The sequence below is a fragment of the Palleniella intestinalis genome, assembly GCF_013166595.1.
GTDB lineage: Bacteria > Bacteroidota > Bacteroidia > Bacteroidales > Bacteroidaceae > Prevotella > Prevotella intestinalis.
The window spans coordinates 46,195-67,636 of record NZ_JABKKG010000010.1 but is presented as its reverse complement, the minus strand read 5'-3'; the positions used below and the strand labels follow the sequence as shown (position 1 = coordinate 67,636).

Genomic DNA, 21,442 nt, shown 5'->3' with positions numbered 1-21,442 from the left:
TATGGCAAGAAAAACCGTAATTTCAAAAGTCGTTGAGGAAAATGCACAGGACGGTGTCATAGAGTTCCCACAGAACCGGACACTCTATGCTGACCAGTTTACCGATGTTGCTCCCAACACTGACGAAGACCGAAAAGGCTTCAAGGCGAAAAGCATGAAAGATGTTTTCGAACACTATCAGCCAAGCAAGGAAGGCATTGCTCTTGTTACGGAAGAGGGCGGTGCTGTTTACGAAGACTTTGAGTTTAGGCAAATCAAGGATTTCGAGGATGAGCAACTTATTTCCCAGAGTGAGTTGATGAGTGGCAAGAAGGCCAAGATAGACGCTTATAACTCAGTAATCCGCCAGTTGGAAAAGAACAAGACACTGCGCAACGCACTGAAAAACGATGCGGCACGCGGTGATTTGAAGAATGCATTGAGGGCACTGCTCGAAGAACTGGAAAGTGCAGAATAATTAACCTATACATTATATTATATAATAATGGCAGCAGAAGAAATGAAAGCCGTAACTTCCGGTGAGCCTGTTGGTCTCCGGGAGCGCGAAAGAATAGAGAACCCTGCCGAACTGCTTCAGAACAGTCTCGGTGGATTGGATAAGTTCGGAGGTTTCCAGTTGTTGAAAGGTCTTATCAAAGGTGTCGAGAACATGGATCCTCGCCGTAGGGCTATTAAGAACGTGTTCCTCTCTGATTCGGCATACGAGGAATCACGGAAGCGCCTGAAGAATGAACTTTCTCTTTGGGTGGAAATCCTTGAGCAGGGTACAGGTGATCCGCTGGAGATTATCGATGCCTGCAAAGACAAGTGTGAGAAGGCGGAGCGCAATCTTAGTGAGAATCTGTTTTGTGTTCGTGACGAAATACGCAACCTTGAAGTCACATACCGCAGTCTTGATTCGTTCTTTGCGAATGCTGGTCAGGGTAAGGTTGACTGTATCACACTGATGAATGTTGATAAAGAGGAACTCCATGATTATAATTCGGAAGATACGAATGCCGTTCGAGAAGAACTTGAACAGTATTTTGACCGCCTTAGCTTGAAGAACAATTATAGTATGCTTGTGGTTCCGGGTTATATCGGTGGCGAACTGAACGGTGGTTCGGATGTGATTAGAATGTGGGCGCAGACAGCCTATCGCAATAAGGTCATTATGGTGACGGATTTCAAGGACAGTCAGAATTTCGAGATGCTGAAGACTGAACTTGACGATGCAAGTCTGCAAGGCACTGACCCATATTTGGGAAATATTGTTATGACTGCAAACTATATCCTTGGTCGTGCAAAATCAGAATTGGCAGGGGAGGATGAAGACCTTTACATTCCGGCTTCCGGAGCATTGGCAGGACGCATGTCAAACACAGAAGAGGTGACTATCGCACAGGCAGCAGCGGGCAAGCGCTATGGCACACTTGACAATGTGAAGGGTGCTCGTATGGACTTGCGCAAGTCAGAGATAGCAACCCTTATCGACCAAGGAATCATTCCTATGGTGGAAGAGGATGGACGTACGATGGCATTCTCCAACCATACACTCTACAACGGTGCATCAAAGGGATTGCAGGAGTACTCTATCGTTCGCGTGTTCGATTGGATAGGAAAGGTTTTCCAGAACTATTGTAACGACCATGCAATGGAGATTTGGACTCCTCAAATCAAGTCTGAGATTACGTCTGACATCCACAACTTCCTCAGTGACTACAAAGGTCCGGGTGGTATTATCGAGAAGTACACCAATCTGAAAGTGGACCAGAATCCTCAGACAAAGGATATCACAATCAATGTGGAGATCACACCTTACTTTGCTGCTCAGAACTTCTTCATTGAGTTGACGGGCAAGAACACTAATGCAGGTGTGGATTGGGAACAAAATACAAAAAATGCATAAAGCAAATACTTTTTTCAATAAACATTAATATTAACTACAAAAAAGAAAGAAATTATGGCAGAGACAAGAACTGTGACCATCAATGCCGATGGCATTCAGGAGCGTGAGGTAATGTATGTGCGTTACGAGCTCAATCAGCAGACAGATGTGGAGGGACAGCCTACAGGACGTACACGTGGTGGCAAGATTCATCTGAAGGTGAAATCCAAGAATGACGGAAACACAGAACTTCTTGAGTGGATGTGTGACACCTACATGAGCAAGAATGGTGTAATCTCTTATCCAGACAAGGATGGTGGCGAGATGAAGCGTCTGAACTTCAAGAACGGATATGTTGTGGAGTACTCTGAAACTTATGATGACAAGAATGAGGTGCAGCAGTATGAAGAGTTCACCATCACTGCTAAGGAAATTCAGGTAGGTAATGCTGTTCATAACAACAGCTGGACAATTGACAAATAATCTGTCGCATAATAACTTTTGGCTTAGATTGTCTGCATTCTTGCAGGCATCTAAGCTGAAGGTTGTACTTTGGCAAATATGGCTATACAAGGAAAACTTAAAATTGCCGGCAAGACTTACAGCGTTGTTGAGTGTGAATTCGATTTCTCACAGTCAACAGACGAGACAGGCAAGCCGTCTTCACGCACGATGGGTGGAACGATAAAGTTTGTCATGCCTGCAACAAGCGATGATGACCTGTTTTTCTATCGTTGGATGTTTGATAAGACACAGGTCAATTCAGGAATCTTCCGCTTCCGTATCTATTCCAATGACAACAAGGCTGTCTATAAGAGTGTGGCGTTCGGCAACGCCTATTGTGTCGGACTGAAAGATTATTTCAATGATAACGACAGTAAACTCATGTACACTACGATTACATTAAGTGCGGAGATAATTCGCATTGGCTCTGCTCAAAGTGCGACATTCAACCGTGAGTGGTCTCAAAACAGTGTGATGAGTGCCATGTCGTCTTTGAATACGCTCTATGAGTCTTTTAATCTTGAATATTAAAGAAGAAACGTGTCTGCAACTATTCGTTCCATAAAAATGTCTGTCGATGGCGTACAGTCGTCGAAGTATGACATAGAGATAGGCGGAACATCGTTCCGTGTTGATAATTTCTCTTTGCACCAGTCATTATTGTCTCCGGATTCACTGACATTCACCATGCGCAAAGGACCGCAGGAAATGTTGGGCGATACGGAATTTGCTGTTTGTGGCAATATCATCGGCAAAGAGATAATGCTTGAGGTTTCCACTGATTATACAGAGACATTGTCATCCATGTTCGGTTCTGTCGATAAGACTGCCGATATTTCTTTCCATGGTGTGATAGTGTCAGCGTCGGGAAGCCGCAGCATGGGTGAGTATGTTGTCAACGTAGAGGCGCGCAGTTGGGATGCGTTGTTGTTTGATAACCCGACTTGCAAGTCATTTGAGAAGCAGACACTCAATGACATTGTTCAGGATGTGGTGGATGATTACAGCCAGCATTTGGAAACATGTATTGACGCACGATTTGCGGAAACAATTCCTTACTGCGTACAATATAACGAAACCAATTATCAGTTCCTGCAACGTTTGGCGCGCAGATACGGAGAATGGCTGTACAACGATGGTGACAAACTTGTGTTCGGCAATCTTGTGCAGGCAGATTCCGTGCGACTGAACTATACCAAGAACGATATCTCATCTTACAATGTGGAACTACGCCTGCAGCCTGTTGCTTTCAGCCATGTGGCATCATCCTACAATGCCTATGATGCCAATCAGAAGGAAGGTGTTGAGGAAATGCAGCGTGAGTACAACAGTCTGAGTGAACGTGTGTTTGCCGCTTCACAGGAACAGTTCATAAAACCGACATTGCAGAACCTGCATTCCGGTGGTTTTGCAGATGATGATGGCAGGGAAACCGTCCTCAACGCATCAACGAAAACGCAGGCTCGCGGTGAGAAGGCACAAATGCTTACTTATTCAGGCAATACCTATTGCTCAAAGTTGAAAATAGGTGCGGTACTTGTCATTGAGGACAACTATATAACAAACTCATCCACTAACGCCAAGAGTGATGTGGACCAGGATGAAATCCTTATAATCGAAATGGCGCACTATTTCTCCTCTGATGACATGTATAGTAACCATTTCGTTGGAATCCCTTCAGCTTGCGACTACCCACCCTATTCTGACAGTGATGTCTATCCTGTTGCCACATCTTGTCGCGCAAAGGTTACTGATAATGAAGACCCTAACAACCTTGGCAGAATACGTGTGCAGTTTGATTGGCAGGCACAGCTTGACGACAGCATGATGACTCCTTGGCTTCGTCTTTCCCAGCCCTATGCCGGTGGAGGAAAAGGCTTTAGCTTCATCCCGGAAATTGGTGAGGAGGTGATGATTGACTTTGAGGGTGGCAATGCTGAGCGCCCTTTTGTGAAGGGTACATTATATAATGGTGTAGGTGACCCGGACGGAGCATGGCTGCCGAACAATAACAGCAGCAACCAAGTCAAGGCTATCCGTACCCGCAATGGTCACACCATTGAAATACATGATGAAGGGAATGATGGCTATATCCGTATCTATGACAATGAAAAAGAGAACTATATCCTAACTTTCTCCACCGACCAAAAGCTGATAAAACTGGAGTCAACAGGCAACATAGAATTATATGCGAAGAACGATATAATCATGCACGCCGGACACGACATCAATGCCAGTGCAGATAACGACATCTTCATGGCTGCAGGTCATGATATGCAGCGCACTGCCGATAATGACATCCGTGAACATGCCGGCAATGACCGTAGCACAAGCATAGACCGCAATGACTCGCTGACCGTAGAAAGCAACCAGTTTGTCAAGGTCAATGATAATAAGGATGAACAGGTGAAAAACAACTTGCAGGTAACAGCAACCAACATTCGTGAGGAGGCTAAATCCGCATTCATGGAGTATTCTACTACCCACCAACAGAAAGCTTCTGCAACCATTGCCATTAATGCCGGCAACCAGATAGACATTAAGGCTAATAAAACAAAGATAAATTAAATCTCGAAATAGATAGTACTCTGACACTATCCGAAGCACAAAAGTTTAATCTTAATTTATGGCAGCATTGTTCCCATCATTGGTAAATAGTCTGAAGGACGGAGCAAACAACCTTAAAACCTTGTCCAATGAACTCAAAGCAGAGTTCAAGGATGAGGCTGAGAAAATAAAAAGTTGCAGCGAAGTATATAAGGCGGGAAAGAATGTGGTATCATCCGTGACATCCGATATGTCCGGTGGGATGTCTGCCGATTCCCTCTCAAAGCTGATAACCAATTTTGATGGTAATTGGGACAAGTTTGCGGCAGCCTTTGATAAGGCCTTCAATGCTGATACAAGCGAAGGACATACCAATATGCTGGAAAAATTCGCCAAAGAACATTTTGGTGAAGGCGCATTCAAGTTCGGAAGCTGCATAAAGAATAACAGTAGCGATTATCTTGACTTATATGATGCTACCAAAACTTTGGCAGTGAGTGGAATCGCGGATTTCAAGTCAGGTGATTTTACTAAACTGTTCACGGATTTTGACAAGAACTGGGATAAATGGGCTGCGGCTGTAAATACCGTTTTTAATCGAGGCACGAATCAAAGTCAGGTCAACATACTTGAAACATTTGCGATTGACCATTTTGGAGCAAATGTATTCAATACAGGCAGCATTATAAAGAATGAGACACCTAACATTCTAAATGCAATAGGAACTTTCAAGAGCGGAATAGATTCATTCGGCGGAAGTTACAGGAACCCTGTAGAGGCAATTAACAAAATCAAGAATGGAGTTGATAAGATTGTCAAGTCGACAGAGCAGATGGCTAAGTCGTTGAACAAGATAGTCCAACTCTTCCAAAGCAAGGGCACAATGCAAGGTGCTCCCGGATTGGCAGCCCTTGATGCTTTAGGCAATTTGTCTTCCAATAAAGCTGTTGAGGGCGTGCAGAAGATTCTTAAAGGGGCTGCTAATGCTGCAAATAATGTGGCATTGGGCGGAGTGCTTGCAGCCGATGTGGGTGGTTTGACAGGTGCGTTAAAGCAGGGTGACATTAAAGGAACAATTGCAGCGGGCAAGAAAGTTGCAGACGATGTCAAAGCGGTGTTCAAGGATGGGCATTTAGCAAAAAACGGTTCTGCAACTTCGCAAACCTCAAATGCAGCATCCAAGGCAGAAACGCCACAAAGCAAAGAAACGCCCCAAGAATCTCAGGACGATAGTTCCTCAGGTGGCAATGCGGACTCTTATGTATGCTCCGGAGCAACGATGAAATGCAGTTTTGGCTCTGCATCTGCCAGACTTACGGTATATCCAGACCGTACAGTTTATCTTACAGGGCAGCCAATGGCGAACATCACTGACCACATCTCCTTATATAATATAGCAGCTTTCGGAAGATGCCGTACCACGGCATATCCTCCAACCGGAGCTGCCACGGCTGCCGCCCATGGCAAACTCACTCCTATGCCATGCGTGCCAGGCACGCAATCTAATTGGATGAACGGCAAAAACGATGTACTTGTAAAAGGTGATGCCGCACTTCTTAAATCATCCTATTGCAGATGCTGTTGGGGTGGAATAATAACAATCACTAAGGACGGACAGAAATGAGTAGCGGATTTGTAGGAGCAAAAGGCATTGCTGATTCTGTAGGAAATGTCCCTCAGACTATTGAGGCGGATGTTTATATAGGTGTGTTTTTCGATGGAACCAATAATAACAAGGTTCAATCGATGATTGGACAGACTGTTCGTCGTAAGGAGATACTTAAAGACAAGAAAAAGAAACTGAAGGTTTTTAATAAAAACAATAATACCTCTTTTGATACAGTACAGAGTGTTTTAGGTGTCCCTCGGGCATATTGGGAAAAGCAAAAAGAAAATGTGTTTTCTAAAAGTGAGTTAGACATATTGTATGGTGTGCGTGGAACAGGTGACAATGTTTTTGAAAATAGCATTGCAGCTGGTAATACGGATTTTAGCTGGTCATCTATTGCCGAAGATAATACATCCTCATTTCAGCAAAATAATTTGAAGCGCGTAGCTAATGGTGGGCAATCAGAGGGAATTCTTGGCAAGATGAATGATTTTTTTCAAGACAAATCGCTCTCAATGTCTTTTTCCCAAGGCTCAACTTACACAAATGTAGCCATATTGGAAAGTTTATATAAAACTACGGATGATGCTACAGCAAAAAAGAATGTAGGAAGTAATATAAGAGAGTTCCATCATTCTTTATATATAGAAGGTAGTGGAGCAGATACAGACTTAAATGTTATACAGCATTTAAAGTCACTTACAGATGAATTGGGAAGATTCAAAAAAAATATTGTCACAAGTGTTGAAGAAGATTTTAGCGATGCTCCAGCCTCAAATCAACCATCGGAAAAGGTAGCTCCTGATGGTATAGTTTCCGGGTTAGGATTCGGAATAGGCAGTAAGGGAGTGGTTGAAAAGTGCCGTAGAATATGTGAGCAAATAAAAAGGATATACAAAATTTATAATGAAAACACTAATATAAATGTAATAAGGCTTCATTTCGATGTGTTCGGATTTAGCAGAGGTGCTACAACCGCTCGTATGTTTACCTATATCCTAAACCCTTCCGGTGAGGGCAAAGAACCTTACAATATATGCAAAAATGATTATAAACTGCTCACTGGGACAGAAAATGTCTTTTTGCCGAGTAAAAAAGAAAACTTTGCAGGAAAACTTGAATCGAAAGAGGTTAGATGCTTGGGTATTTTTGATACAGTGTCATCAATTGGCATATTAAGGGATGGGATAAACAAAATATTGGCAGATAAGATGAATCTTGCTGCTGCAGAAGAATTTGCTTCCTATGGAAAATCAATATATCATGATGACAATGTTTCAGATTTTGGATTATATTCCACAGAAAAAGCAAACAACTTGTTGCATATATGTGCACTAGATGAGAATCGGGCAAATTTTGCTCTTGTCGATATAGAAAACTCTCTTAATACAGGCACTGAGATTTTTATGCCGGGATGCCATACAGATATAGGTGGAGGCTGTGCTTTAGGGCAAGATTCAATTAAGATTATCAATTACCGTTATATAGCAAATAAAGAAGAAATCTTTAGTGATGCTTATGATAAGATAAAGCAAGGAGTGGAAGTTGCACGTTCGGCAAAGGCAACGTTGGATTCTGTTTTGGCCCTTGTGAAGAATGTCAGGAAAACGATGCAAGGTATTGCTGTGACTTCCTCCGGTGTCGGTGCTGTTGTAGGAGTATTGGCTACTATAAAGAATGCACGAAACTCTTATGCTTCGGCAAAAGAAACTCTTGTTAATAGCTATCAGTTAGCAACAGATGTAAATAAACTTATTGTTGATGCAGGCAATCAAATAAAAACGGTTGATGAGCAAGCTGCACAAGATGCAATAGGTAAAATGGAGAGAGAAAGTCTCATAGAAAAAGCTATAAATGTTGTTACAAACAGTAGCGAAGAATTGAATGGCATAAAGCAAGCTGTAGACAATATGTTTGATGATGCATCAAATATAAAAGAAGCAATCGAAGGAATTAAGGGAAGAAAATCAGGTAAAGATGTGGTGGACAATGCTTCTGATGCAATTGATAGTGCAAAAGATATAGTCGGGAGTTCCATTGAAACTGCAAGTAAGATTGGAGATTTTATCACAGATATTAATGGTTCAATAGAAAAAGTAAGGCTGAACTTGAAAAACAGTGGGCAAGATCTTACTCTTATGCGGGTAATCTCAGATGAGATGAATGAGATGCTGGACGAATTCAAGTCTATATACATACTTACACAAAACATTTGTCGTTCCATTAGTGATACGGTGAATAGCCCGAAGAGAAAATTATTAATAGAAAGTGATACTCGTAATATCTGTTTGCTCAATGATTTCCCACATGCGAGCCCTCAGGAAGATAGAATTGTGGATGTCAGTGTTGCTGCATTACGGAATTTAGGATGGGCGCCATATAACGGCGTGATATGTGACCGTAAGAACCAGACATCTACAGGACGTGCCAAATCTGATTTCCTAAAGAAGCACGATTCAGAAACAGTCTTGGTAGACAAAACAAAAACGTGGGGAAATAAAGAAATTGACAATGTCGCTATTTATAAATATTCAAATGTTGGGTATACAAACATTTCACTTCGGATAATGGCAGGCTGGGCAAATAATAATGACAAATTATTCAATTCCATACCACTGGGTATGTATGAGACCCCAAAAGATTTAGAAGACTTATATAATGTAATATATGAAGCGTCAAAAAAGACCGGACGTTTCTTCTGTGAACCAGGTAACTATGAAGAATACAGGCACATACGATGTAAATATTTGCACTTTTCAAGTAATCAGCAGATATTGTCACCTGCTGATAATGGCATTGTTAATGGCTTGTCCATGAAACCACTTGATGAGAACCGTCTTCTGGTATCCAGACGTATTTATCATGGTAAAAGTTCAAAAGGAGCAAACGATGTATATCTCTGTGGTCTTGGAAATGGAAGCAAGAAAGCTGCAACTTTGAAGATTGATGTAGAGAATGATGAAAAGTTCAACTGATTATGGATTTCCACACTAACACATTGTTTATAACAGGGAGTGCACATTCTCTCTATCCGGCAGATTTGCTCTTTGGCCTTCTGAAAGACGGTAAAGGACAATGTTGCGAAATCCCCAAGCGTTATCCTTTCAAGGGAAGCTGGGGACAGCCACTTTCTACACATATTTTGGACAATATTCCATTAGGATGTCCAAAAGAGTTGGACATAGTTTGGCTGTCTGTTATTGAAAAAACTTTCTATTCTTATAATGAAGAACTTCCAATAGAACTTTTGGCAAATGAACTTTCAAAAGGAGACTATACCCATCTTGTTATTGGCATGGGGTATGGTGGAACAATAACTTTGTGGTTATGGGGAAATCTCAAAAGTATTGTAGTTCTTAATCAGTGGTGTAAAACGATTGAAATTGACATGGCCGATTTCCTCCCATTGTCTCCTGATATTAAATTAGAAACATATTGCCGCCAATATATAGAAGCAGAATCGGATGTATATAATAATTTAGTGGCTTTCAACGGCCTTCCCCCTCGCGACCTTTTTGACAACTACATGAAGCAATTCATTTACCGCTATCAAGTTTTGTTGGAGAAATGGAATGGAAAGAACGAGGATATTAAGTGGGAGAAATACAAAGAGGATGAAGTCGCGGTGGAGATGGATTACATGGAAGAATCACTCTATGATGGGACGCATGACAAGCTGCATGATGGTGGGCTGATGAAATACCATGAGGCGGGAAAGCCGAAGAAATTGAAAGTGCAGATGCACAAAGGGAGGATGGAATGGTCAGCATATTTCTGGTTTGATGAGGACAAGATACGTGAGGTGTTTGACAGATTCTATGGGGCGCATCCCGACACAAAGACGGATTTCATCATACGTATTGATGCAGAACAGAACAAATATGAGTTGGCGATGTTCAGATATGGACTCAAAGAGCCGGTCATCATAAAGCCGGATGTGTACCAACTCATCGTGTTCAAGAACAAGTTTGAATGCTACCGTTCGGAGAACTATGACCAACCACGTGGAGCATGGATATGGTAATGGAAACTGTTGGCATAACGAAAGGTGACACTTTACACAACAAAGTGCTACCTTTTGCCCAGTAAAGTGCTACCTTTTGCAATGCGAAGTGCCACCTTTTGTTTCCTGTTTTGCAACTGTCTGATTCTCATGTAGTAACAAGGTTGGAGACGCTTGTGGATTCCTGCTTGTGCCGAATTTGTGCAGCAATGGGGACACCAAGGCAAAATCAGTAAGAACAACAACAATAATACAAACCAATAAAAAGACATACAACTATGAATGAAGAAATCGATTATGCAGATGACTTTATCGTCATTCTGACCATTGACGGCTCCTCTTATGAGGAAGTCGAAGTTAAAGTAACCGATACGAACAAGACTATCCGTGACCAGATAGCAAGTATCGTTTCCGTGTTTGAACTGCCAAAACTTGACAATGGAGGCAACCCTATCCAATATCTGCTTGGTCAGATTATGGATGACGGGGAAGAGCCTGAGATTCTGGAGTTCGAGGATGAAGACGGTCGTGAGCAGTGCCTGGCGGATTATAATATCCAGCCTTTTGACCACCTGCATCTGATTTCTGTACCTATTGCCGGATAATCAAAGACAAGTGTTGAGTTATGAATGGGGTAATCAACAATTTTAATCAGAAAGAGCTTTCCGGACGTGATGCGCGTCTGTGGAAAGAGTGGAAGGAACTTGATACGCTATGTGCCAAGCGCAAGGCCGCTGCCGAGAATCCACGTAACCCTTCGCTGTCGTACATCATACGCAGAAAGAACATCATGGGGCTTCCTACGGAGTACGAGATATGGTATCGTTGCAAATCCATCGTGGGTGTAAAAGAAGGAGCTATCCCTCGTGAGCCTGTCTTTGGCTATCTGCACAAGATGAGCATTGTGCTGCCGAACAACTATCCTTCGGCAGACGGCAACCCTATATTCACTTTCCGTTCTGACATCTGGCATCCGAACATCCGCTATTCAGGAAGTTTCAAAGGCCATGTGTGCCTGACCATAAAGGAAATGGGTGTGCTTGCGTCTCTCAAGGACCTTGTGCTGCGTGTGGAGCGTTACCTGAAGTACCAGCTTTACCATGCCCAGAACACTTATCCTTATCCAGAAGACCAGAATGTTGCGGAATGGGTTCGTGAGGAAGGTGAGCCGAACGGTTGGACACGTTTCGGGCAGGATATGTCAGGCGATGCGAGCACGAACAAGCCAAGCGCAAATCCTGAAAAGAGAAACAGAAGAGTAATGACAGCGAAAATATGACATCAAGAATATTATCTGTATTAACCATTGCACTTTTCTGTGGCAATATTGCGCTTGCCCAGCAAGAAGAAAGCATCAATCTTGAAGTGGCTGTCACAGAGGAGTGCAAGAGCAACCTCGGATATTCTTTGGTTGACTTCAAGTTACTGCAACCCTCGGACAACAGTTCAAAGATTGAAATCTCAATTGAGAATCTTCAGCCCGGTGAGACATTGATGCTTTTCCCTGCTGCCAAGACAGAGAAGGAACTGAAGAAGCTCACTCCAAAAGTGGTGTTTGACAAAGCCTTTGGCGGTGACAAAGGGAAGAGAAGTGTCTCCGGTTGCAGTGGCATCCCATACGCAGAGCAGATTGCGCCATCGCAAAAAACGAAGTTCAGCATAACGGTTGAGAATGAAAAAGCACAGGAATTGACAATACCTTTTTATTTCGTGAAAACTGACAATGCATTATTGCGAGGGAAAAGGATAACAATATTGCGTGAAGAGACTGTAAAGTACAGAATTACTGTCAGAGCTTGGAATGAAAGCAATGAACAGTTTGCCGCGTTAAAGGACTCTGTCAACCAATTTGTTTCGTCATTGAAGAACGTGCGATTCTGCAAGCATAAGCGACATGCGGAGTCTGTCGAGACACAGCAACAGCCTTATAAAGCGAGGATGGAACGTTTGAAAGAACAACTTGACAATATCAGGCGAAACTGGACATCTGACCAGACTCCACATAAGGCATACAGCAGGCTGATTGAAGAGTTGGGCAAAATCAATCTGGATGATTACAATATAGGGAATTGCCGTAGACATGGTAATTCTAAAGCGCACAGCTGCTCTTATTGCTCTTTGTCCGCTGAACAGGTGTACCACCAATTGGATGACCTATATCAGAGCATGTATGTCGGAAGAGTTTCTAAGGCAGATGCCTCACGGAAAGCATCGGCATTGTATCAGTGCTATCAGAAGAGCAGGAAACGCAAGAAGAGTTCAAGTTTTGCAAATGGCATTGCTGACCGATATAACCGTATTGTGAACAAGTAAATGATGCACAGTCGTTTGAAATATATATTGTCGCTTATCCTTGTGACATGCTGCTCTCCCTTATGGAGCAAAACAGTTACTGACACCTTGGCTACAAAGTTGGGTGACAAGGTCATCATAACCTATTCCATTGTTCAGTCCGGTACGGACATAACGGTGTCGGCGAATAGTTCGGATATTCGCTTCCTTCCGACAGATAAGCTGAGAAAGCGGTGTGATGGAAATCTCACAAAACTCAAGGTCATTGTCTTTGACAGAGTGGGAGGGTACGCTGCAACAAAGTTTACAGGCGAGCAGCCAAAAGCGTTCGGAATGCCATCGAATGTCTCCCACTCCAAATCTTACGATGGCTATTACATATTGGGAGAATCTTCCCCGATACAGTTCAAGGCGAAGGATAAGAACCGTAGCTCTTTCGGTATCACAACGTTTGTTGCACTTTATGAGAAAAAGAACACCTATCGGCTTCTCGGACAGACAAAGAAGAATATTGTGGTAAACGTAAACGCTGTTCCGTCAGGCGGAGCATCTTCCGGAACCAAATCGTATGGAAAGGAAATGATAGCCATTAAATCTACCGCAGAGCTTGACGGCGACAATGAGGACATTACTCAGGCGTTGGAGTGCATCAACGCTGTGGAAGAGCGATTGCAGACTATCACCCAGCTTCCATTTCCCAGTTCTCTTGAGGCAGATGTAGAGGTTTTGTATTCGATGAAACGACGGATAACAGATGCTGCCATCCGTGCGAGAATAGAGAGTGCTTTGCAGATGTATGAAAACAAGGAAAAGGAACTGACCGACGAACAGCAGTCCGCTGCCCGTAAGGAAATGTCTGAAACGCAAGCTCTGCAAGAGCAACAACGGCAGGAAGACATGCAGCGCCAGCAGGCAGCGGAAGAGAAAGCCCGGCAGGATGCTGAGAAACAGCAGAAACGGAATCTGTGGCTGCTCATAGGCGGAGCAATCTTTGCCGTACTTTGTTTTGTCTTTAATGGTGTCTTTCGTCATTTTAGAGACATCCGTAATCAGAAAAGCATGCTTGAAATGCAACAGTCTCTCACACAGCAGGCAGAGAGAGAAGCAGCACGAAGGGCGCAGCAAGTTATTCGCAACAAGACTCATCAGGTGGTAAATCAAGGTAAGACCAAGGCTCGGACTGCGGTAAGGAACAGCATTAATAAAAAAAATACGGGAATGAAATCCATATAATTATGTTGATTATGAAAAATAGAAAATATCTGTTGCTTCTGTTCTTGTTGTGCTCTGTATTGCAGGACTATGCAATAGATGTGAGAAGAACAACGCCAAAAGGTGATGTGACTGTCTCGTATGAGATTAGGAATGCATCGGAGGTGTATATATCCGGTGTCACAAACCACACCGGTGTGAAAATAATTGTTAATGTGGACGGTTCTAATTTTTACATTAATGAGCATGGGAGCGCCACCATTGGCAAAGTCTGCAAAAGGTTTGTAGGATGCCAAAGCAACAACACTTCCAAAGAATCTGAATCGTTCTCTCGTGTCACACTGCTGGAAGCGAGCAAGGTAGTGCCGAAATCACAGCCTCAGGCGGCAACAGAACCGGAAACGAAAGTGGAGTCATCTCCACAGGAAACATCTGCTGCGAGTTTGCCTGTAAATGCAGACAAGCAGACCAAGCCAAAATCAACAGCCTCAACAGCAACATCGCTTGACCAACTTACCGAATCTATAGAGAATGATCCGTTTTGGGGAGAGTCTGCCACAGCGGAGTTTGTCAGCAAAGCTAACGACTATTCTGCGAAATTGAATGCCTCTGCCAGCAAGAAAAGCTATATAGAAAACAGTAATGTGCTCGCCTTTGTCGATAATGAAAAAGTTGCATTAAAGCTGAAGGAAGAGGGCTTGGCATCATTTGTCATACAGAATGTGGTAGACTATTGTTCCAAAAACAGGAGTGTATCAATAGAATTGCAGAATCAGATACAAGCAGACATAACAAAAAAACTTCAAGCTCGATTGAAGGAACGAAAGGCTGCTATTCAAAATCTGGAAAAAGAGATACAGGAAAGTGATGAGTCTGCAAAACTGCCATTTGAATGGAACAAAACCGATATATTCAATTATTGTATAATAGGGTTTATCGTTCTTGTTGTTCTGGTTCTTTCAGTACGTGTCATCAGTAAGCGCTCTGCAAAAAGAAAATCGACAAATGTGAAGCGAAGCCAATCACAGGTGACACATGACGTTGAGAACCCTACCATTGTTGTACGGCGTAAGACAACCTCGATACTAAAGAAGCAATGCATTGATGATGTGAAAGACAATCCGGAGTACAAGAAGATTGCCACATCAGAATTCTGTCAGGATTCTGCAGTCCGCAATATCTATATCAAGAATACTTGCCTTAAGGATATTTATGACATTTATGCAGAGGATTTGCGCAATGCTGAGCGTCCGCATGAAGATGGCTGTATGGTGCTCGGAAGGTGGATTCTTGACGATAGCACTAAGACATACGATGTAACCCTTGAGACAATTGTGCTGCCGGGAGAGGATGCTGTTTTCAAGGAGTATGAGTTGAACTTTGGCGGTAAGATAAAACTGCGTGTGGCAGAAAAGCTGCGCAAGTTGCGTAAGGACACAAACTTGCAGTACGATTTGACATGTTGGGTGCATTCTCATCCCGGACTGGGAGTGTTCTTCAGCAATTCCGACAGTAATGTGCAGATGCAGTTGAAGCACGCACAACATCCGAATTTCCTTGTAGCATTTGTTGTTGATATTCTGACTGACAAGCAAGAGATGGGCATCTTCACTTTCCGTCACGATGGAAGTATCAACTCGAAGCAAGACTTGAGTCAGATGTATTCGTTGGAAGACTTGTACAAGTGGGCAATAGAAAGCAACAAGCAATCATTCTCTCCTGACAATTACTACAACATCATGCAGGGAGCCACGCTGCAAGCATCATCATGTGCGGGGATAGAACTCAACAATAATGCAATCATTGATTTGTCCCGGTTGGCGATGGAGTCAGCAGAGACGGGCTTGATAGGGTGGTTGGTAGGCTACCAGGCAGAGACTACCAAAGGCAATGAATATGTTATATCATCTGTCTACAAGCATGGTGGACAGCCCGGAGCGGGACTCATGGGCTGCCTGATAAGTGTTGCCCACATGAGTTTGCCGACAATCCAGAGGATAGTCAATGATGAACATCTTATGGTAAACTTTGTGTGTGTCTATTCAACCAGGCAAATGACATTGACAACCATGCCTGTTGTAAATGGCGAATTAGTTAACGATGAAAAATATTACGCAGAAGAAACAATAGAAAATCTGAAAATATGGACAAGAAGAAGACGCTGATTTCATTGGTATTGTGGATTGCAGGCATATTTATGTCTGTCCTGTATGCCCAGACTGTATCATCGATAGAGTTTTGTGGGAGATATTATGATTATGGTGTAGGCAAAGACACTATTCACTTGTTTTTCAATTTGCGGGGTGAAAATCAGAAGCGAATCTCAACACTCGGATTTCAGGAACTTAACGAGATGCTTGTCATTTCAGAAGATGGCAATGAGATTCAAAATGGCAGCATCAAGAAGCTGGACTCCGGTATCAGAATACCAAAAGAGTACACTTTCTCTGTTGTTCTCGACCAAAGCATCCCATACAAAGGAAAGCAGGAGATATGGAAAGTCTTGGAGAACTTTGTGAGCATGGCTCCTGACAGCACTGTATATGTATCATACTATGGCAATGGTGTGTCGAATAGTTGTCTGGCAACTAAGGGTAATCTCAGAAAGATACAGAATGAGTACTTGAATTCTACGGAAAGCAAAACATTCTATAGTGCTGTTTATGCAAAGCTGTTGGAGTTTGTACCCAATGCGGCTGCTCTTAAGTCAGAAATCAAGACTATCGGTGACTACCAAGCGTGCAAAGCCATCGGCCAGCGTGCGATGGCCAATAAAGACAAGAACATAGTGATGCTTTTTGCGGAAGGAAGCAAACGCCCTGACTATGAAGAGATAGGCTTTACAAATATTGTGGATTTGCAAAGCGGCAACCGGCAGTCGCCATTACCGAGGATTTATGCATTCTACTATACGGAAGAGGGTGAAGATACGAACATAGAAATCACTTTGCAGGGAATCACCCAACCAAGAGATGCTGAGGGTAATCTTATCAGTAGTTTGAAAGGTTCATACCATCCGTCATCAAGTCTTCAGGATGTCACCGCAAAGTTCCAGAGTGTCGTAAATGACCAGGCATACGATTATGAATTTTCCTACATGGCAACAGAAGGCAAGGCTTATATGGGAAATGTTGAATATGCTGTGAAATGGGGTCCGAAAAAGGAAATCGGTGAGGTCTCATATATTATTGGTTCTGCTGAAAATCCTTGGCCAAACAGAGCGCAGCCTGCATCCAATATTTTCATTGAACTCTTGGTGGCGCTGATAGTAACGGTCATAACCTTTGGATTCTTCTTCCTTGTGATGAAAGTGGTTGTACCTTACATTCGTTCTCTTGCATTTAAGTCGAAATACTATAAGCCATATAAGCCGGAAGAGAATGTGCAACGACGAATCTGCCATTACTGCAAACAGGAAATACGCCCGGGGCAGATAGTTGTCACAAGATGCAACCATTGGATGCATGAGCATTGCTGGAAAGAGAATGGCTACAAATGTGCGGAGTATGGGCAGAACTGCAAAACCGGAATACAGGAGCACATAGAATGGCAGGAACTGTTCAAGTTGTCATCTCTCAGGGATTGTTCTCAGACATTATCCGGTGTCGTAGCTGGTTTGGTAAGCTGGATTATTTATGAGTTGTGTGGGCGTGGTGCTTTTGATGCTTTGGCGAAAGGAATTGTGAACTTAGTGTTTGACAGCACGGAGAGCAAGTTCATATATCAGGATTGTGTAGTGAAAACATCGTCATTCCTGTTGATAGGTTTGCTTTTGGCTTTCTTTATTTCCATGGTATTCCGTTATAATGACGAAGTACGTGACAAAACCTGGAAAGTATGGCTGAAAGTGGTAGGATTGTCATTTGTGACAGGTGTTATCGGAATGTTTGTATTTGCTATTGGTGCCGATATATTCTGCTTGATGGTTTCATGGACCAAGACCATAACATGGTACTGTTCTTTGCCGGCATACATACTGTTCTCTTTGAGTGTTTCACTTGCCTTGACCATAAAATCCACAATTCCGATTAAGAGTGCATTGATTGGAGGTGGATGTTCGTCTGTCATAGGATTTGTAGTCCTGTATTTCTCTCATTTTGTAGGAGCATCTTACAGCTATTTGCCGATGTTGCTGGATTTCATTATCTATGGTGGAGGACTTGGAGCTTCACTGATTACAGTGAGAATGCTTGCAGAAAGATATTTCCTTGTCATTCAGAATGGCGTAAAGTCCGGTCAGCGTATTCCTATTCACAAGTGGATGAATGCAACAGGTGGAGGAAACAAGGTCTCTATTGGTATGACGGGAGATTGTGAGATACAGATGAACTGGGAGAAAAGCAACAAAGTGGCTAAGGAGCATGTGCAACTGTTCATCGACCACGAGAAAATGTTACCGGTGATAAAACCATTGGCCACAGGCGTTGTATATAATAATCGTGCAGAGTTGCCTGTTAATCGTCATAATATATTATCCAACGGTGATACGTTTAAGATAGGTGACACTATTTTCAAGTATGAAGAAGCATAATTGTTAATATAAAATAGAGTAAAATGAAAAAAGTATTGTTATTTGCTGTAATTTTGTTCAGCACAGTCAGTGGCATGGCACAGAATGTGGATAATTTCCAAGTCGGTCCATACACGGTTGATTATTATGAGAATGGCGAAGTCAAATATCGTCTTCGCGACAACATCAACTTGTATGAGTACTTTGGTCTGAGTAAGGATACAATCATCCACGTAGAAAAGGAAACCAGTATCCTTAAACATGCAATCCAGATTTCCGGATTTGTTGAGAGCAGTCATTCCCGTTCTCCTAAAGGTATAGGTATTGAGGGAGTATGGAAGCAGCTCATAGGAAAGAGCACATATTTCAATGCCGGCCTTTCTCTGAATATGGCAATGAACGTATTCTATTCAGGTACTGAGTTAAAGAGAAATATGTTTGAGGTTGGTGTGCCGTTGCAGATTGAGTGGGGCAAACTGTCTCATCAATCAGCTTCCTTGTATGGTAGTGTTGGTATTATGCCAACAATGTACACAACCATGAAAGCTGAGAAATGCGAAATGGGTCAAGGTGGCGAGTATGAGGCTGTGGATGGTGATAAGAAATCCGGATTCCTTATCACACCGATTTTTGAATTTGGTTGCAATGTGCCTTTAGGTAAGACAATCATGCGTATTGGTGTTACAGGAAAATATAAAATAAACTGTGGCAGCAAGGAGGATGGCTACGACATCTATCATTCGGAGGCAGGACGTGCTTTCTTAGGCGCAAAGATAGGTTTCGTTCTGTAGTTTAGAAAACATGGGTAAGGAACTGAAATACGAATGGGGCGAAGGCGTCTTCACTCTGCTTTCTTGGTTTAAGAAAGACAGAGTGAAGAATGCTCGTGTCCTTGTTGCCGGTGCCGGTGCACTTGGGAATGAAGTCGTAAAAGATTTGGCTCTGTTCGGTGTTGGAACCATATATGTGGTGGATTTTGACCGTATAGAGATCAGTAACTTGACACGGTCAGTGTTGTTCCGTGAGGAAGATGCTTTTAATCATCGCTTTAAAGCTGAGGTGGTAGCACAACGTGCGATGGAAATCAATCCGCAGATAAAAGTTGTGCCTATTGTCGGAAACTTGTTTTCAGAGGTTGGTTTGGGAGTGTACAAGTCTGTCGATGTTATCATAGGATGCTTGGACAGCCGTCTCGCCCGTTACCAGCTTAACCGTATGGCAATGCGTGCCGGAAAAACATGGATTGACGGAAGCATAGAGAATCTTACAGGTGTAGTCAAGGAGTATACTCCGGGTGTCAGTTGCTATGAGTGCGGGCTCTCCAAAGAAGAATTCAATATCATCATGCTGCGTACTGGCTGTGCGGATGTCGTACGCTCACAGACCTCACAAGGGCGTGTGGCGACTACGCCCGTAAGTGCCTCTATTGTGGGAGCGATACAGGCACAAGAAGGAATGAAGATTATTCATCTTGACGAATATCCGGATGGGAAATTACCGTTTACGACATTGCAAGGCAAGATGTTCCGTTATGAGGGCTTGACAAACACAGTGAACACATACCGCTTCGCTTCGTGGAAAAAGAATTGTCCTGCCCATGAGCAATGGGAGAATCCTTTACAGTCAAGTCTTTCTGCAAAACATACAGTCAAGCATGTTCTGGAAGAGTTGAAAAGAATCTGTGGTACGGACATGATAGAGATAAACATGATGAACAACAAGTTTGTACGACGAATCATCTCCGACAAGCCTGAAAAAGAGTTTGAAGTTATGATTCCAGAGTCAAAGCTTGATGACTATATCTCTGCAAATGCAGAATTACGGAAACTAAGCTACAAGACTGTCTTCCATAAAGATTTCTATGAGAACATTGATGATTCGTTCCCATTCCCGGAGATGACACTTGAGTCAATAGGCATCCCTATGTATGATGTGCTGCGAGTGTCTACAAACAAGGGAATGTTCTATATCGAACTATCCGCTGACGCACAGAATTTTTAACATCGTTAGATAATGAAATTGTCGAATATCCCGACCGATTTGAGTGCCGAAGTATTGGCAAATTATTTGCAGATGAGAGATCTGTCTATGGAATTTCTTGGCCCTCATAAACGAAATGCATATAGGGATATTGTCTCACTTGAGAATGGTGCAGACGGAAGCCTTCAAATAGGCTTAAGTCGAAAAGGACTTTATGATATCCTTCCGGAAGCACTTTTCCATCCTTTGAATCGTTTTGATAACATTGCACCTAATGATTATGAAGAACGTTTCTCTGAAGAATGCAGGAAACAGCATGAGGAGGAAGAAAAAGCCAGAGCTTTCTTCAAGCCGTTTGATTCTTTCTTGTTCCAACTGAATTGTGCTCTTGCCTCTGAAAAAGACGAATATGCAGATGATAGTGTTCTTTCAAAAATAATTTGCGATAATGTCGAAGAGACTGTTCTTCAAAACCGTTTTGTGAAGCAAACTATCATGTTCATGCCTTTGTGTAAATCAATCAGAGGGAATAATACACTGTTATCAATGATTTTGCGAAAAGTACTTATGCAGGAAGGCTTGGAACTTGTGAGGATTACGACAGACACGCAGATTAATGATGAAATGCCACGTTACATCTGTGATGTTGATGATGTGTCCAATTTGGAAGATACATATCTTGGCAGCCAATTTGCAGAGAGTGTTGTCATTTACAATGTAAAGTTTTGGAGCGAAGATGACTGTGACGAGAAATTCTTAAAGTATGCAAAGGATTTGAATGTTTACCAAGAGTTCCTCAATGATTTTTTTATGGGGATTGAGACAGAATTGCGGTTTGAACTTGAAACAGATGCATTGCCCGTGAGATTGTCTGACGATATGGCATATAATTATTTGAATTATAATACCAATATATAA

At 42.6% G+C, this 21,442-nt stretch carries 17 protein-coding genes; all 17 read left to right on the top strand.

Annotated features, from left to right (window positions below; translation table 11 throughout):
- The first annotated feature begins 1 nt into the window (after position 1).
- Positions 2–457 (top strand): hypothetical protein, encoded by a 456-nt coding sequence (locus HPS57_RS12360; protein WP_172183548.1) that lies wholly within the window; start codon positions 2–4, stop codon positions 455–457.
- A gap of 27 nt (positions 458–484) precedes the next feature.
- Positions 485–1,888, top strand: coding sequence for a hypothetical protein (locus tag HPS57_RS12355; protein ID WP_172183546.1), 1,404 nt, complete (start codon positions 485–487; stop codon positions 1,886–1,888).
- 54 nt (positions 1,889–1,942) lie between these two features.
- On the top strand, positions 1,943–2,350 hold the full coding sequence (gene tssD, locus HPS57_RS12350; RefSeq protein WP_172183544.1) for a type VI secretion system tube protein TssD: 408 nt from the start codon (positions 1,943–1,945) through the stop codon (positions 2,348–2,350).
- 78 nt (positions 2,351–2,428) lie between these two features.
- Positions 2,429–2,902 carry a type VI secretion system tube protein TssD gene (tssD, locus tag HPS57_RS12345; RefSeq protein ID WP_172183542.1) on the top strand — a complete coding sequence of 158 codons (474 nt, stop codon included), beginning with the start codon at positions 2,429–2,431 and terminating at the stop codon, positions 2,900–2,902.
- A 9-nt stretch (positions 2,903–2,911) separates the two neighbouring features.
- On the top strand, positions 2,912–4,939 hold the full coding sequence (locus HPS57_RS12340) for a type VI secretion system Vgr family protein (RefSeq protein WP_172183540.1): 2,028 nt from the start codon (positions 2,912–2,914) through the stop codon (positions 4,937–4,939).
- A gap of 58 nt (positions 4,940–4,997) precedes the next feature.
- Positions 4,998–6,542, top strand: coding sequence for a DUF4280 domain-containing protein (locus HPS57_RS14255; protein WP_216653411.1), 1,545 nt, complete (start codon positions 4,998–5,000; stop codon positions 6,540–6,542).
- On the top strand, positions 6,539–9,502 hold the full coding sequence (locus HPS57_RS12330) for a phospholipase effector Tle1 domain-containing protein (RefSeq protein WP_172183538.1): 2,964 nt from the start codon (positions 6,539–6,541) through the stop codon (positions 9,500–9,502). The genes HPS57_RS14255 and HPS57_RS12330 overlap by 4 nt, the downstream gene beginning before the upstream one ends.
- 551 nt (positions 9,503–10,053) lie before the next feature.
- A complete protein-coding gene (locus HPS57_RS14365) occupies positions 10,054–10,551 on the top strand; it encodes a hypothetical protein (RefSeq protein WP_253946554.1) in 498 nt (165 codons plus the stop codon).
- A gap of 257 nt (positions 10,552–10,808) precedes the next feature.
- The gene (locus HPS57_RS12320; protein ID WP_172183534.1) at positions 10,809–11,135 is read left to right on the top strand and encodes a hypothetical protein; all 327 of its coding nucleotides are present in this window, start codon (positions 10,809–10,811) and stop codon (positions 11,133–11,135) included.
- 20 nt (positions 11,136–11,155) lie between these two features.
- On the top strand, positions 11,156–11,809 hold the full coding sequence (locus HPS57_RS12315) for a ubiquitin-conjugating enzyme family protein (RefSeq protein ID WP_172183532.1): 654 nt from the start codon (positions 11,156–11,158) through the stop codon (positions 11,807–11,809).
- The gene (locus HPS57_RS12310) at positions 11,806–12,843 is read left to right on the top strand and encodes a hypothetical protein (protein WP_172183530.1); all 1,038 of its coding nucleotides are present in this window, start codon (positions 11,806–11,808) and stop codon (positions 12,841–12,843) included. The genes HPS57_RS12315 and HPS57_RS12310 overlap by 4 nt, the downstream gene beginning before the upstream one ends.
- An 87-nt stretch (positions 12,844–12,930) precedes the next feature.
- Positions 12,931–14,055 (top strand): hypothetical protein, encoded by a 1,125-nt coding sequence (locus tag HPS57_RS12305; protein WP_172183528.1) that lies wholly within the window; start codon positions 12,931–12,933, stop codon positions 14,053–14,055.
- Positions 14,056–14,066: 11 nt separating this feature from the next.
- Entirely contained in the window at positions 14,067–16,199 is a 2,133-nt protein-coding gene (locus HPS57_RS12300) for a hypothetical protein (RefSeq protein WP_172183526.1), read from the top strand.
- A complete protein-coding gene (locus HPS57_RS12295) occupies positions 16,178–18,565 on the top strand; it encodes a hypothetical protein (protein WP_172183524.1) in 2,388 nt (795 codons plus the stop codon). The genes HPS57_RS12300 and HPS57_RS12295 overlap by 22 nt, the downstream gene beginning before the upstream one ends.
- A 23-nt stretch (positions 18,566–18,588) precedes the next feature.
- Complete coding sequence (locus HPS57_RS12290) at positions 18,589–19,335, top strand: hypothetical protein (RefSeq protein WP_172183522.1); 747 nt, start codon at positions 18,589–18,591, stop codon at positions 19,333–19,335.
- Positions 19,336–19,345: 10 nt separating this feature from the next.
- Positions 19,346–20,545, top strand: a complete 1,200-nt coding sequence (locus HPS57_RS12285) for a HesA/MoeB/ThiF family protein (protein WP_172183520.1) — start codon at positions 19,346–19,348, stop codon at positions 20,543–20,545.
- Positions 20,546–20,557: 12 nt separating this feature from the next.
- Complete coding sequence (locus HPS57_RS12280) at positions 20,558–21,442, top strand: hypothetical protein (RefSeq protein ID WP_172183518.1); 885 nt, start codon at positions 20,558–20,560, stop codon at positions 21,440–21,442.